11 protein-coding genes are annotated in these 14,897 nt (G+C 73.1%); all 11 read left to right on the top strand.

Annotated features, from left to right (window positions below):
- Positions 1–8: 8 nt before the first annotated feature.
- The 11 genes from mvk (at position 9) to OG276_RS08935 (ending at position 14,522) form a co-directional block, all read left to right on the top strand.
- On the top strand, positions 9–1,103 hold the full coding sequence (gene mvk / locus OG276_RS08985) for a mevalonate kinase (RefSeq protein ID WP_266903944.1): 1,095 nt from the start codon (positions 9–11) through the stop codon (positions 1,101–1,103).
- Positions 1,093–2,178, top strand: coding sequence for a diphosphomevalonate decarboxylase (gene mvaD / locus OG276_RS08980; protein WP_266903943.1), 1,086 nt, complete (start codon positions 1,093–1,095; stop codon positions 2,176–2,178). Before mvk ends, mvaD begins: the two co-directional genes overlap by 11 nt.
- Positions 2,175–3,293, top strand: coding sequence for a phosphomevalonate kinase (locus tag OG276_RS08975; protein WP_266903942.1), 1,119 nt, complete (start codon positions 2,175–2,177; stop codon positions 3,291–3,293). The genes mvaD and OG276_RS08975 overlap by 4 nt, the downstream gene beginning before the upstream one ends.
- A complete protein-coding gene (fni, locus tag OG276_RS08970; protein ID WP_266903941.1) occupies positions 3,290–4,387 on the top strand; it encodes a type 2 isopentenyl-diphosphate Delta-isomerase in 1,098 nt (365 codons plus the stop codon). Before OG276_RS08975 ends, fni begins: the two co-directional genes overlap by 4 nt.
- A complete protein-coding gene (locus OG276_RS08965) occupies positions 4,384–5,517 on the top strand; it encodes a hydroxymethylglutaryl-CoA reductase (RefSeq protein ID WP_266903940.1) in 1,134 nt (377 codons plus the stop codon). The genes fni and OG276_RS08965 overlap by 4 nt, the downstream gene beginning before the upstream one ends.
- A gap of 2 nt (positions 5,518–5,519) precedes the next feature.
- The gene (locus tag OG276_RS08960) at positions 5,520–6,695 is read left to right on the top strand and encodes a hydroxymethylglutaryl-CoA synthase (RefSeq protein WP_266903939.1); all 1,176 of its coding nucleotides are present in this window, start codon (positions 5,520–5,522) and stop codon (positions 6,693–6,695) included.
- A gap of 194 nt (positions 6,696–6,889) precedes the next feature.
- Positions 6,890–8,179: a DUF4192 domain-containing protein gene (locus tag OG276_RS08955; RefSeq protein ID WP_266903938.1), complete on the top strand. Its 1,290-nt coding sequence runs from the start codon at positions 6,890–6,892 to the stop codon at positions 8,177–8,179.
- Positions 8,180–8,640: 461 nt separating this feature from the next.
- On the top strand, positions 8,641–10,530 hold the full coding sequence (locus OG276_RS08950) for a glycogen debranching N-terminal domain-containing protein (RefSeq protein ID WP_266912629.1): 1,890 nt from the start codon (positions 8,641–8,643) through the stop codon (positions 10,528–10,530).
- A 150-nt stretch (positions 10,531–10,680) separates the two neighbouring features.
- Positions 10,681–11,427 carry an NUDIX domain-containing protein gene (locus tag OG276_RS08945; protein ID WP_250748883.1) on the top strand — a complete coding sequence of 249 codons (747 nt, stop codon included), beginning with the start codon at positions 10,681–10,683 and terminating at the stop codon, positions 11,425–11,427.
- 206 nt (positions 11,428–11,633) lie between these two features.
- Entirely contained in the window at positions 11,634–13,430 is a 1,797-nt protein-coding gene (locus OG276_RS08940; protein WP_266903937.1) for an ATP-binding cassette domain-containing protein, read from the top strand.
- Between the two features lie 150 nt (positions 13,431–13,580).
- A complete protein-coding gene (locus tag OG276_RS08935) occupies positions 13,581–14,522 on the top strand; it encodes a FadR/GntR family transcriptional regulator (RefSeq protein WP_323182322.1) in 942 nt (313 codons plus the stop codon).
- The last annotated feature ends 375 nt before the right edge of the window (positions 14,523–14,897 follow it).

Raw genomic sequence — 14,897 nt, 5'->3', positions numbered from 1 at the left:
TGACACCTATGAATTCACCTGCTTTCGCCGACCGCACCCTTTCGGCAAGTGATCCGGACGTCGCATACGACCGCGTCGGATGTGGACGCGCCCACGCGAAAGCCATTCTGCTCGGCGAGCACGCCGTCGTTTATGGCGCACCGGCACTGGCGATTCCCGTTCCGCAGCTGACGGTGACCGCGACCGCCAGGCGAGTGCGGTGTTCCGACGAAGGCGCGGACAGGGTCTCCTTCGCACTGGCGGGCCGGGGCGCGGGGCCGGTGACACCGCTCGCCGCGGACGGCCTGCGGCGCCTGCTCCCGGACTTCAAGGCGAGGACGGGCGTCGGCGGCCACGTGTGCGTGGAGGTGATCATCGACTGCGCCATCCCGCAGGGCCGCGGGCTCGGCTCCAGCGCCGCGTGCGCCCGGGCGGCCGTGCTGGCCTTCGCGGACCTCTTCAGCCGCAGGCTCGACGCCCGCGAGGTGTTCGATCTCGTACAGGCTTCCGAGAAGGTGGCCCACGGCAGGTCGAGCGGTATCGACGCGCTCGCCACCGGGGCGACCTCTCCGCTCCTCTTCCATTCCGGCACTGCCCGTGAACTGCCCGTTCCCATGCCGGGGCACGCCCTCGCACCTCCCTCCCAGCAGGCCGGGGAGCACGCCGACGAAGGCCGGCCCTACGACTTCGACGGGCTGTTCGTCATCGCGGACAGCGGTGTCAGCGGCAGTACGAAGGAGGCGGTGGAGCTCCTGTGGCGGAAGTTCGAGCGCAACGCGCAAACCCAGGCGGACTTCATCCTCGCGGTGTCGCGCCTGACCCGCGCCGCCACACGTGACCTCGCCCGCGGCCGATCGAGCGACTTCGGCGCGCGGATGACGGAAAACCACAAGCTGCTCCACGAGATGGGGCTCAGTACGGACCTGATCGACGGGCTGGTCGAGGCCGCGCTCGCGGCCGGCGGCCTCGGCGCCAAGATCAGCGGCGGCGGGCTGGGGGGCTGCGTGATCGCGCTGGCCGCAGAGCCGCGTCAGGCAGAGGCCACCGTGCGGAGCCTCCACGAAGCCGGCGCCGTCCGTACCTGGGTAGTCCCGATGGGAAGGTTCGTAAACCATGCCGATTGACCACAAGCCGGTGCCTAAGGGACTGACGGGACTGACACGGCTGACAGGACCGGAGGGACCGCAGACGGGACTTCTCGACCACGGGCCGACCGCCGTCGCCCATCCGAACATCGCGCTGATCAAGTACTGGGGGAAGCGCGACGAGCGACTGGTCATCCCGTACGTCGACAGCCTGTCGATGACCCTGGACGTCTTCCCGACGCACACCACCGTCCGGCTCGACCCCGGGGCGCGGACCGACAGCGTCGTCCTCGACGGAAAGCCCGCGGAGGGTGAACCGCGGGAGCGCGTCATCGTCTTCCTGGACCTGGTACGGGAGTTGGCCGGGCGCAGTGAAAGGGCCGCCGTCGACACCCGTAACGCCGTCCCCACCGGGGCGGGGCTGGCGTCATCGGCGAGCGGGTTCGCCGCCCTGGCCGTCGCCGCCACCGCCGCGTACGGGCTGGACCTCGATCCCACCGCCCTCTCCCGCCTCGCCCGGCGCGGGTCCGCGTCGGCCTCCCGGTCGATCTTCGGCGGCTTCGCGCTCTGCCACGCGGGCCAGGGCGTCGGCGAGGCCGCGGACCTCAGCTCCTACGCCGAGCCGGTGCCCCTCCCGGACTTCGACCCCGCCCTGGTGGTCGCGCTGGTCAACGCCGGTCCCAAAGCCGTGTCCAGCCGCGCGGCCATGCGGCGGACCGTCGAGACCTCGCCGCTCTACCAGGCCTGGGCGACGTCCAGCAAGGGCGACCTGACCGACATGCGAGCTGCCCTGCTCCGCGGCGACCTCGAAGCGGTGGGGGAGATCGCGGAGCGCAACGCCCTCGGCATGCACGCGACGATGCTGGCCGCGCGGCCGGCGGTGCGCTACCTGTCACCGGCCACGGTGGCCGTGCTCGACGGCGTCCTGCAGCTCCGCAAGGACGGCGTGGCGGCCTACGCGACCATGGACGCCGGCCCGAACGTCAAGGTGCTCTGCCACCCCGAGGCGGCGCCCCGGGTCGCCGAAACGCTGCTGGCGGCAGCGCCGGGATGCTCGGTGCTCACCGCCCGGCGCGGGCCGGCGGCCCGGCTGCTGACGGCGGCCGAGCAGTGACCCGTACGAGAACCGTGAGCCGCTCCGCGCCGGGCAAACTGTTCATCGTCGGCGAGTACGCGGTGGTGCAGCCGGGCCACCCCGCGATCCTGGCTGCGGTCGACCGGCAGGTCGACGTCACCGTGTCGGCGTCCCACGGCGCCGATGTCGTGATCGAATCCGACCTCTGCCCGGAACAGGCGCGACTGCGGCGGGGCGACGGCGGGCTCGCCCCACTCGGCGAGGACGACGAACGACGGGTGCGGGACGGCCTCACCCACGTCGTGTCGGCGATCGACGTGGTCGACGCGCTGCTGGCCGAGCGGGGCCTGTCCGCACCCCCCGTCCACGTCTCGGTCAGCAGCCGCCTGCACCACGACGGGACCAAGCTCGGCCTGGGATCGAGCGGCGCGGTGACGGTCGCCACGGTGTCCGCCGTAGCCGCGTACCACGGCTTGGAGCTGTCGCAGGACGCGCGGTTCCGGCTGGCGCTGCTCGCGTCGGCGCGGCTCGACGCCGGTTCCTCCGGCGGCGATCTCGCCGCGAGCGTCTGGGGCGGCTGGATCGAATACCACGCGCCCGATCGAGCCGCCGTGCTCGACATGGTGCAGCGCCGGGGCATCGAGGAGTCGATCCGTACGCCGTGGCCGGGGTTCGGGGTACGAAGCCTGCCGGCGCCCCGCGGTCTGACGCTGGAGGTGGGCTGGACCGGCCGGCCCGCCAGCACCACTGCCCTGGTCGGCAGCCTCGGAAAGCGCGCGTGGCAGGGCAGCGCGTCACAACGGACCTTCGTGGAGCGCAGCGACGCATGTGTGCGCGCCTCGGTCGGCGCACTCGAAGGGGGTGACGGCCCCGAGCTGCTGCGGCAGGTCCGGGGCGCCCGCCGGATGCTCGCCGAACTGGACGAGGAGGTCCGGCTCGGGATCTTCACCACCACACTGACCGCGCTGTGCGATGCGGCCGAGGCCGTCGGAGGCGCCGGGAAACCGTCGGGCGCCGGAGGCGGCGACTGCGGCATCGCGCTGCTGGACGCCACCGCTCAGGAGCAGATCGCGCACCTGCGCGAGGGATGGGCCGCCGCAGGGGTGCTCCCCGTGCCGATCCGTCTCCAGTCGACGAAAGGGAGCGCAGCATGATCGCTGAGCGCAAGGACGACCACGTGCGGTTCGCCGCCGAACAACAACGCCACCTGGGCGGATACAACCAGTTCGACGAGGTGTCCTTCGTCCACCATGCCCTGGCCGGCATCGACCGGTCCGATGCCTCCCTGGTCACGCGGTTCGGCGGCATGGAGTGGAAGGTGCCGCTGTACATCAACGCGATGACCGGCGGCAGCGTACGGACGGGCGCCATCAACCGGGATCTGGCGATCGCCGCCCGTGAGACCGGCGTGCCCATCGCGACGGGCTCCATGAGCGCGTTCTTCGCCGACGAGGCCGTGGCCGACACCTTCAGCGTCCTGCGCCGGGAGAACCCGGACGGGTTCGTCATGGCGAACATCAACGCCAATGCCTCCGTGGACAAGGCGCGACGGGCCGTCGACCTGCTGCGGGCGGACGCCCTGCAGATCCACCTCAACGTCATCCAGGAAACGGTCATGCCGGAAGGCGACCGGTCCTTCTCCTCCTGGGGACCGCAGATCGAGAAGATCGTGGACGGAGTCGGAGCCGACGTACCCGTCATCGTCAAGGAAGTCGGCTTCGGACTGAGCCGCGAAACCGTATCGGCGCTGCGGGACATGGGCGTGCGCGTGGCCGACGTCGCCGGCCGCGGCGGCACGGACTTCGCGCGCATCGAGAACGACCGGCGCAAGCACGCCGACTACTCCTACCTCAACGGCTGGGGCCAGTCCGCTCCCGCCTGCCTGCTGGATTCCCAGAACGCCGGCATCCCGGTGCTGGCCTCCGGCGGGGTCCGCAACCCACTCGACGTGGTGCGCGGACTGGCGCTCGGCGCCGCCGCCGTGGGCGTGTCCGGAGGGTTCCTCCGGACCGTTCTCGACGGCGGCCCGTCCGCCTTGATCACCCAGATCACCACGTGGCTCGATCAGGTGGAAGCCCTGATGACCGCTCTGGGCGCGCGCACCCCGTCCGACCTGAGGCGATGCGACGTGCTCGTCCACGGCGACCTGCGCGCGTTCTGCGCCGACCGGGGAATCGACACCCGGCGGCTGGCCACACGCTCCCGCTCCTACGACACCGCTCACGAGACGGTTGGAGGCACCCGATGAACGACACGCACGAGGTAGCCGGCGTTCCCATGAAATGGGTGGGACCCCTGAGGATTTCGGGGAACGTGGCGACCACCGAGACGGAAGTACCGCTCGCCACGTACGAGTCGCCCCTGTGGCCCTCCGTCGGCCGCGGAGCGAAGATCTCCATGCTGGTCGAGCAGGGAATCGTCGCCACCCTCATCGACGAGCGGATGACGCGCTCGGTACTGGTCACGGCCGAGGACGCGCAGACCGCGTACCTGGCGGCGCTCGAAGTCGACGCGCGGTTCGACGAGCTGCGCGCGGTCGTGCGCACCTGCGGCCGGTTCGTCGAACTGATCGGGTTCCGCCACGAGATCGTGGCCAACCTGCTCTTCCTCCGGTTCGAGTTCAGCACCGGCGACGCCTCCGGTCACAACATGGCGACGCTGGCCGCGGACGCGCTCCTGACCCACATCCTGGGCGCCATTCCGGGGATCTCGTACGGCTCGATCTCCGCGAACTACTGCACCGACAAGAAGGCCACCGCGATCAACGGCATTCTCGGCCGCGGCAAGAACGTGGTCACCGAGCTGCTCGTACCGCGCGAGATCGTCCGCGACGTGCTGCACACCTCGGCCGCCGCGATAGCCGAGCTGAACGTGCGCAAGAACCTGATCGGCACCCTGCTCGCCGGCGGGATCCGCTCGGCGAACGCCCATTACGCGAACATGCTGCTCGGGTTCTATCTGGCGACGGGCCAGGACGCGGCCAACATCGTCGAAGGCTCACAGGGCGTGACCGTGGCCGAGGACCGGGACGGCGACCTGTACTTCTCCTGCACCATGCCGAACCTGATCGTCGGAACGGTAGGCAACGGAAAGGGACTCGGCTTCGTCGAGGAGAACCTGGCGCGGCTGGGCTGCCGAGAGGAGCGCGAGCCCGGCGAGAACGCCCGGCGCCTCGCGGTCATGGTGGCCGCGACCGTGCTGTGCGGCGAACTCTCCCTCATGGCGGCGCAGACCAATCCCGGCGAACTCATGAGGGCGCACGTCGCTTTGGAGCGCAAGAACACGACCGTGAACACGACCGCGACCGCGACCGCGACCGCGACCGCGACTGTGAACACGACCGCCACCGCCACCGCGACCGCGAAGATCGGACGGTAGAGATGCCCAGGGATCTCGCGGTCGGAATCCACGACCTTTCGTTCGCCACGGGCCGGTTCGCCCTGACGCACGAGACATTGGCCGCCTACAACGGCACCGAGCTGGGCAAGTACCACGTGGGCATCGGCCAGCGCTCGATGAGCGTGCCCGCCGCCGACGAGGACATCGTGACGATGGCGGCGACCGCTGCCGCTCCCATCCTCGCCCGGCACGGCACCGACCGGATCCGGACCGTCGTCTTCGCCACGGAGTCGTCCGTCGATCAGGCGAAGGCGGCAGGCATCCACGTGCACTCGCTGCTGGCCATGCCCTCCGCCACCAGGGTCGTCGAGCTCAAGCAAGCCTGCTACGGCGGAACCGCGGCCCTGCAGTTCGCCATCGGCCTCGTCCACCGCGACCCCTCGCAGCAGGTCCTCGTGATCGCCAGCGACGTCTCGAAGTACGAGCTGGACAAGCCGGGCGAGGCCACCCAGGGGGCTGCGGCGGTGGCCATGCTGATCAGCGCGGATCCCGCTCTGGTGCGCATCGAGGAACCGTCGGGGGTGTTCACCGCCGACATCATGGATTTCTGGCGGCCGAACTACCTCACCACCGCCCTGGTCGACGGGAAGGAGTCCGTCTCCGCGTACCTGCAGGCGATGGACGGTGCGTGGAAGGACTACGCCGAGCAGGGCGGCCGTCCACTCGGTGAGTTCGCCGCGTTCTGCTATCACCAGCCGTTCACGAAGATGGCCTACAAGGCGCACCGGCACCTGCTCGAAACCTGCGGACAGGAAGTCGACGAGGCCGCAGTGGTCCGCGCCGTCGGGCAGACGACGGCCTACAACGAAGCCATCGGGAACAGCTACACGGCGTCGGTGTACCTCGGACTGGCCGCGCTGCTCGACGACGCCGACGATCTGACGGGCCAGGCCATCGGCTTGCTCAGCTACGGGTCGGGCAGCGTCGGCGAGTTCTTCGCCGGCGTCCCCGTCCCGGGCTATCGGTCGCACCTGCGGTCCGAGCAGCACCGCGAGGCGATCGCCCGGCGCCAGGACATCGACTACGCCGACTACCGGGAACGCCACGAGCAGGCCTTCCCGGTCGACGGTGGAGACCATCCGGCGCCCGAGGAAACCACCGGTCCGTACCGGCTGGCGGGGCTGTTCGGGCACAAGCGGGTGTACGCGCCGCGGTAGTCCGCGGTGCGACGCATTGCCTCGCATTGCCTCGCATTGCATTGCCTCGCGTCGCATCGTCTTCATGTGCCGCTTCATGTGCCGACGGCGCCTGATGGCGCCGTCGGCATGCTGTTGCTGTTGGTCGTTCGGCGTACGTTCGGGAGTTATCCACAGGGGTTTCCCGATTCGGCCGGACACGGGACCTTCGGGACATGACGAACAACCACGAAGCAGCACGCATCCCGTCCGACCCCTCGTCCACCAGCCCGCCCGGCGGTGTGGACGCGTCCCGGATCACCCTGCGCAGTCCGGCCGAACTGGCCGACGCGCTGCCCTACATGCTCGGCTTCCATCCGAGCGACTCCCTCGTCATGGTCGCGGTCCACGGGGAGGCCGGCCGCTTCGGCGGCCGGCTCAGGGTGGGCATTCCCGCCGCCCCCGAGGAATGGGAGGACACCGCCCGGCAGGTCGCCGACTGTCTGATCCGCGGCAGTGTGCGACGCGGAGCCAGGCCCGACGGCATCATCGTCTTCCTCTGCCAGGACCCGCACCCCGGCGACAGCGCGCAGCGGGTGATGACCAGGCTGCGCCCGCTCGCCCAGCGGATCCGGCTGGCCTGCGGGGCCTTGGACGTCCCGGTACTGGAGGCCCTGTGCCTCTCCGCCGGACGGTACTGGTCCTACTGCTGCCCGGACGAGCGGTGCTGCCCCGCGGAGGGCAGCGCGCTGGCCGCGCCCGGCACCTCGGTCATGGCCGCCGCGGCCACGTTCGCCGGACTCCAGGTGCGCGGTTCCCTCCGGGAGATCGAGCACAGGCTGACACCACTGCGCGGGACGGTGGCCGTCGAGATGGAGGGCGCCCTGGACCGTGCGGCCGTCGCGCTGGTGCCGAAGATCCTCGACGGGGCCACCCGTGAGGAGGTGGGGGCCGAGACCGTCCTGCTCGCCCGCGCGCTGATCCAGCGCATGACCCTCGCCCCGCCTGCCGAAGGCGGCCCCGGAGCCGATGCCCGGGACGACGCGCTGCTGGGCCACGACGAGGCCGCCTCGTTGATCCTCGGGCTCCAGGACCGCGAGATCCGCGATATCGCCGCCGAGTGGATGGAGGGCGAGGAGGCGGCGCCCGCCCTGCGGCTGTGGCGGGCCCTGGCCCGGCGCTGCGTCGGGGCCTACGGGGAGCACGCGGCGGCTCCCCTCACCCTGGCGGGCTGGGTCTCCTGGTCCACCGGGGACGAGCCGACGGCCCGGATCGCCCTCGGGCTGGCCCTGCGGGCGGACGACGGGTACCGCTTCGCGCAGTTGCTCCACCACGCCTGCAACGAGGGGATCGACCCGGAGGGGCTGCGGGAGTGCCTGCGGGAGGAGCGGCGGCGACGGGAGCCGCGCCGGGGGCGCCTGCCCGCAGGACCCCGGCGGGCGGGCGCCGTCACCAGGCCACCCGGCCGCCCGGGCAGGAAGAGCAGCCGCCGCGAGTCCGGCAGCACCGCGGGGAGCGAGCAGTGAAGCGCGGACGGGGCTGGGGCTGGGATGGGGGCAGGGGCGCGGGCAGTGGCATGGGTCGGGGCATGAGTCAGGGCAGGGGCAGGGGCCGGGGCCGAGCTGGAGGCGGCTGTGCGGGCCGGGGCGAGGGCGGTGGGTCCGCGCTCCCGGGGTGGCTGCGGGAAGGGGCGCGAGCGGTCCTGCGGCGACGGCCACCGCGACGGCCGATGCTCCGCCGGGCGCAGCCCCCACCGGGGCCCGTGACCCGGGCGGGGGCGGGGGCGTTGCGCTGGGGGGTGGTGGGGACCCGGCCGCGCCGCCGCCCAGCCGATCCACCCGGAGCGCAGACAAGGCGACCCATGTCCCACCCCGTACCCCCAGCCCGCCTGGCCCCCTCCCGCGCTGCCCCCTCCGGCAGGGCCCCCTCCGGCAGGGCCGACCTGCCGCCCGTGCACGGTGCCGTCATCTGCGTCGCCGCGCCGTGCATGGTCATCTCGCCCGAGCACGGCCAGCTCACCGGGCAGGGGGTCGACGGGATCTACCGCGCCGGGCTCCGGCTGCTGTCCCGCTGCGTGCTGCGCGTCGCCGGCCGGGACCCGGTCGCGGTCCAGGCCCGTAGCCTCGGCGCCGACCGGGCCTCCTTCACCGCGACCGTGCGGACCGGAGCGGAGCCCGGGCCCGATCCCGACGTCGGGGTCGAGCGGATCCGGCACGCCGACGGTACCGAGCGGATCACCCTGCGCAGCTTCACCGTCCGGTCCCTGCGGATCCCGGTGGAGGTCTCGCTGGGCACCGACCTGGCGGAGCTGGCCGAGGTGGCCGCAGGCCGGGCCGGGCCGGAGCTGCCCGCCGCGGTGCACGCCGCCGGACTGCGCTGGACCAAGGGCGAGGCCCAGGCCGTCACGGCTGCGGAGCCGCCGCCGGACGACGCGCTGGCCTCGGCCGGGCTGCTGCGCTGGCAGCTCGAACTGCGCCCCGGCGAATCCCGCACCATCGAGCTGCGGACCACCCGGGACCGAGGGGCGCGCGCCCCCGCCGGCCAGGTGGCCAATCCGCTGTCCGACGATGCCAGAGCGGAGGGAGACGACCCGCGGGCCGAGGCGTGGATGCGCACGAGCGTGCAGGACCTGGGCGCACTGCTGCTCAGGGATCCGAAGGAACCGGCCGACAGCTACGCGGCGGCCGGAGTGCCGTGGCGGCTCGGACTGGCCCCGGCCGAATCCCTGTGGGCCGCCCGCATGGCGCTCCCGCTCGGCACCGGACTGGCCGCCGCGACCCTGCGCATCCTGGCCCGGACCCAGACCGGGGCGCGGGGCGCCGACGCGGGGAAGATCCCGGGGCCGCTCCGCGGGGCCGGGCCACAGCTGCCCCCGGGATGCACCGGGACCGAGGCGACGCTCGCCTTCCCCGCGGTCCTCGCCGAAGCCCGGCTCTGGGGGATGCCCGAGGCGGAGGTGGCCGAGCTGCTCCCCGCCGCCGAGCGGTGCCTGGAGTGGATCCGGGGCGCCTTCGGGGAGGACGGCTTCCTGGCCGATCCCGATCCGGGACCGCGGCGCTGTGAAACCCAGGCCCACGCCCATCGCGCCGCGCTCCTCGGGGCCGACCTGCTCGCCGGGTGCGGTCGGCCCGGAGCCGAGGAGTGGCGGGAGCGGGCCGCCGGGCTGCGGGAGCGGTTCGCAGCCCGGTTCTGGGTCGACGGCCCCGATGGCGGCCGGCCCGCGGCGGCCCTGCATCCCGACGGGCGGCCCCTGCCCCGGCTGACGGGGGCCGCCGCCCACCTGCTGGACACCGGGCTGCTCGGGGGCGGCCGGCTCGCGCCGGGGCTGCTCGACCGGGTCCGCACCGAACAGCTGGCCCGGCTGCTCGGAGCCCCCGCCATGGATTCCGGTTGGGGGCTGCGGAGCATGGCGGTCCGCGAGCCGGGGCACAACCCGTTCGGGTACCGCTCGGGCGCGGTACGGCCGTACGAGAGCGCGGTCGCCGTGGCGGGCCTGGCCCAGGCGGGCTTCGAGAAGGAGGCCACGGGGCTGCTGCGGGGCCTGCTGGACGCGGCGGAGGGCTTCGGGTACCGCCTCCCCGAGATGTACGCCGCCGAGCAGCGCACCGCGGGCAGCGCCCCGCTTCCGCACCCCGCGGCCTGCCGTCCGGCGGCGGTCGCGGCTGCCGCCGGGATCCACGCACTGACCGCCCTGGCCGGGATCCGCCCGGACGCCCCCGCCGGCACGGTCGCCCTCGTACCGCTTCCCGGCGCCCCGCTCGGCGGGCTCCGCCTCTCCGGACTGAGGGTTTCGGGGGAACCCTTCGCCGTCCGGATCAGCAGACTGGGCCTGGGCATGGTGGAGGAGGCCGCCGATGCGCTGCAACTGGGCGGCTAGTGCTGTGGCCGGGGCGGACAGGCGGGCGGGCAGGGGTCGCCCTGCCGATCGGGAGGCATCGGGCCCGGGCTTCCGCTTCCGTGGCCGGTTCCGTGGTCCGAAGATCTCCAAAGCTCTGTTTATCGTCAGGCAGACGACTATGATCGCGGCATGTCGCCCTACGACCCGTCGGCCTTTCCGCCCTTCGCCGTCACCGTCGACCTGGTCGTGCTCACCGTGCGGCGCCATGCGCTCTGCGCGCTGGTCATCCGACGGGGTGAGCAGCCGTTCCAGGGACGCTGGGCGCTGCCCGGCGGTTTCGTGCGCGGGGACGAGGACCTGTCGGCGGCCGCGGCCCGCGAGCTCTCCGAGGAGACCGGCCTCTGCGCCCACGATCCGGCCGCTCCGGACGTGGGCAACGGGGCGCATCTCGAACAGCTCGCGACCTACGGCGACCCGAAGCGGGATCCGCGCATGCGTGTCGTCAGCGTGGCGCATCTGGTGCTGGCTCCGGACCTGCCCGCACCCCGGGCCGGCGGCGATGCCAACAGTGCGCGCTGGGCCCCCGTCGACGAGCTCCTGTCCACGGACGGCCAGACCGGCGCCGGACTCGCCTTCGACCACGAGCAGATCCTCGCCGACGGGGTCGAGCGGGCCCGCTCGAAGATCGAGTACTCCTCGCTGGCCACCGCCTTCTGCCCGCCCGAGTTCACCGTCGGTGAGCTGCGCCGGGTCTACGAAGCGGTCTGGGGAGTCGCCCTCGACCCCCGCAACTTCCACCGCAAGGTCACCGGCACCCCCGGGTTCCTGGTGCCGGCCGGGGGGACGACGACACGTCAGGGTGGCCGTCCCGCCCAGCTGTTCCGCGCCGGCGGGGCAACGCTGCTCAACCCGCCGATGCTGCGCCCGGAGGTCTGAGGCCCCAGCGCCCCGCACGGGCCCCGGGGCGCCACCCGGGCCGGTACCCCGGCGGGTGTCCGGGCCCGCGCCCCCGCGGGCAGCTGCCTCGGCGCCGACACGGGCGTGGATCGGGACGACCTGCGCCTTATATCGGACATATCGCGTTATCTTGTTAGCGGTATTCATCCTGCCGCAGAGCGGTCTCACCCCCCGCGAGAGAAGCGATGCTCCAGGCCATCGGACTCACCAGCGCCCCCCGTCGAAACCTCCCGCCCCTCGTGGACGACCTCACCTTCGAGGCCCGCCCCGGGAGCGTGACCGCACTGCTCGGCGAGCCCGGCTCGGGCAAGACCACCGCACTGCGGCTCATGCTCGAACTCGAACCGGGCCGCGGAGTCACCTACTTCCGCGGGCGCCCCCTGCACCGGATCCCGCATCCGGGCCGCGAGGTCGGCGTGCTCCTCGGCGATCTCCCCGGCAACCCCTCGCGCACCGTGCGCGGCCAGCTGCGGATGCTCTGCGCCGCCGCCGGCGTGCCGGCCGCGCGGGCCGACACCATGCTGGACGTCGTCGGCGTCGCGGGACTGCGCGATCAGCGGCTCGGTTCGCTCTCGCTCGGCATGGAGCGCCGGGTCGCGCTGGCAGCCGCCCTCCTCGCGGACCCCTGCACGCTCCTCCTCGACGAGCCCGCCGCCGGGCTCTCGCCCCGCGAACGGAGCTGGCTGCACGGGCTGCTGCGCGGCCACGCCTCCCTCGGCGGCGCGGTGCTCTTCACCACCGACGACGCGAAGGAGGCCGCCCGCAGCGCGGACCGGGTCGTGAGCATCGAGGCGGGCCGGCTCGTCGCCGACCAGGACGCCGCCGAGTTCGCCCGGACCCGGCTCCGGCCGCGGGTCGCCGTGCGCACCCCGCACGCCGCCCGGCTGGCCGACGTGCTGGGCCGGGAAGCGCGGGCCGCCCAGCGCACGGTGGAGATCGTGGAGGAGAGCGGCAGCCGGCTGTCCGTCTACGGCAGCAACTGCGCCGAGGTCGGCGAAGCCGCCTTCCGGCACGGTGTGCTCGTCCACCAACTCGCCGACGAGACCGGCGACGCGGGAGCGCCGCCGTCACTGCCGCGCGCCCGGGACCGCGCCGGATCCGGAGCCCGGGCCACGGCCGCCGACGCAACGCCGGCCGCGCCCGCAGCGGGCGTCGCAGACCGGCCCCGCCCCCCGCGCACAGGGCTGCCCGCCTCGCCCGTGCGCCGGCTCGGCGGCCCCTTGCGACCCCTGCGCTACGAGCTGCACCGGCTCTTCGGCACCGCCACCCCCGCACTCACCGCCGCCTTCGTCGTCGCCGTCTCCGTCGTCACGGCGCTGGTCCTGGCCCGGATCGGCCACACCCCGCAGAACCGGTTGCTCGCCGCCTGGCCGGAGTTGCTCCCGCTGCCGCCCGCGGCGCTCGGCGCCGGACTGCTCGGAGCCCTGGCCTTCGGCGAGGAGTACCGCCATCCCGCGCTCGCCGCCGACCGCGGCACCGTCCCGCGCCGGCTCGGGCTGCTCACGGCGAAACTCGGGGTCAGCGCCGCCGTGGCGCTGCTGCTCGGCGCCCTCGCCGTGACCGCCGACGCCGCCGCCCTGACACTGGTGTTCGGCGGCGGGCCGCTCCGTATGCCCGCGGAGTGGGTCTCCCCGGCCGCGAGTTGGGCGGGGCTGCTCATCGGCTGCGCCTGGTCCGGAGTCCTGGCCTCCGGCGTCTTCCGGTCCGCCTCCGCCGGTCTGGCCGCGGTGCTCGCCGTACCGGTGATGGTCGTACCGCTGGTGCGCAAGGCCCTGGACGGCCCGTCCGCGTACCCGGTCAGCGGACTCGCGGAGCGGCTGCGCGGCCTGGCCTGGGCGCAGTGGCCGCCGGAGGCGGACCGGGTGGTCCTCGGAGCGATCCGGGTGATGGCCCAACCCGTCGGCACCGCGCTGGTGTTGTCGCTGATGGTCCTGTTGTGCGCCTATGGGTTCACAGGACTGCGCGGCCGCGTCCGTTTGTGAGGGATCGTTGGTGATCGTTCCGGCGCCGGTCCGGACCCAACGGGACCGTTGTGGTTCACATCAAGCCCCACGGACCACAAGTCCCTGCAAAAGGCCCGGTTCTTTACGATAAGTCGTCAATTGCGTAGGTGGCACCGATCACCCTTTCGTGTGCTTTTCACCAAAGACCTCAAGGGTCGCGGAGACACGGCCGACAAAGGATTCGTGAGTACCCTTGCGCACACCATGATGACCGCCGCCCGCCATGCCGATTCCGGCCTCGCCGGCGCGGGCGAACTCGACCGCTACCCCTACCCGGAGGCCTCGGGGGCCGACCGGGTGGGAGTGCCCCACTGGGACGGATCCGACGTCGAGTTGAGCCGGGTCGGCCGCCGCGCCGCGGGCAGCCGCGGACGCGGCCTGCACGGCCAACTCGTCCAGCAGCTCGGCCAGATGATCGTCTCCGGCGACCTCGGCGCGGACCGCCCGCTGGTTCCCGAGGAGATCGGACAGCGTTTCGAGGTCTCCCGCACCGTCGTCCGCGAATCCCTGCGGGTCCTCGAGGCCAAGGGCCTCGTCAGCGCCCGCCCCAACGTCGGCACCCGGGTCCGCCCGGTCGCCGACTGGAACCTGCTCGACCCCGACATCATCGAGTGGCGCGCCTTCGGCCCGCAGCGCGACGACCAGCGCCGCGAGCTGGGCGAGCTGCGCTGGACCATCGAGCCGCTCGCCGCCCGCCTCGCCGCGGGCCACGGCCGCCCGGAGATCCAGCAGCGCCTCGCCGACATGGTCGAGATCATGGGACACGCCCTCGGCCAGGGCGATTCGATCACCTTCGCGCGTGCGGACAACGAGTTCCACGCCCTGCTCATCCAGGTCGCGGCCAACCGCATGCTGGAGCACCTCTCCGGCATCGTCTCCGCCGCCCTGCAGGTGTCCGGCAGTCCCGTCACCTCCTGCGACCGTCCCAGCGAGACCTGCGTCGCGCACCACGCGCGCATGGTCGAGGCCCTCGCCGCCGGCGACGCGATCGGCGCGGAGAACGCCATGCGCCAGCTTTTGACGGTGCATCCGGAGGTCGAGCGCGTGGTTCCCGCCCCGCGCGAGCACTGACGGGCCGCAGCTCACAAGCGCGGGCGTGGACGTGTCTTGGATGGGCCGCCGGTCCCGAGCGGCACCCCCGGACCCGGTCCGGGGAGGGGCCGGCGGCAGCGGAGTCCGGCTCCCCGTCCGGGTCCCTCGGCCCCGGCCGGCTCCCGGCTCCGGTCCGCGGCCGCCGGGACTCCGCTTCCGGGGAGTCGTCCGGCCCGCGAAACGGGGCGTGTTCGGACACACCGGACGTGCAGAAATAACGGTATGACCGGCATGGCATCAAACAGGGTGTGACTCGGGCCACGAAGATTGGGCGTAACGCTCCGCGAGGTCACGCGATGACCTAAGAGGTGATGGCCGACGGAGGGAAGACAGTGCCCTTGCGGGTGCTGTATA

The organism is Streptomyces sp. NBC_00086, assembly GCF_026343255.1.
Taxonomy (GTDB): domain Bacteria; phylum Actinomycetota; class Actinomycetes; order Streptomycetales; family Streptomycetaceae; genus Streptomyces.
The sequence above is the reverse complement of the archived record's forward strand: the minus strand, read 5'-3'. Positions and strand labels throughout refer to the sequence as shown.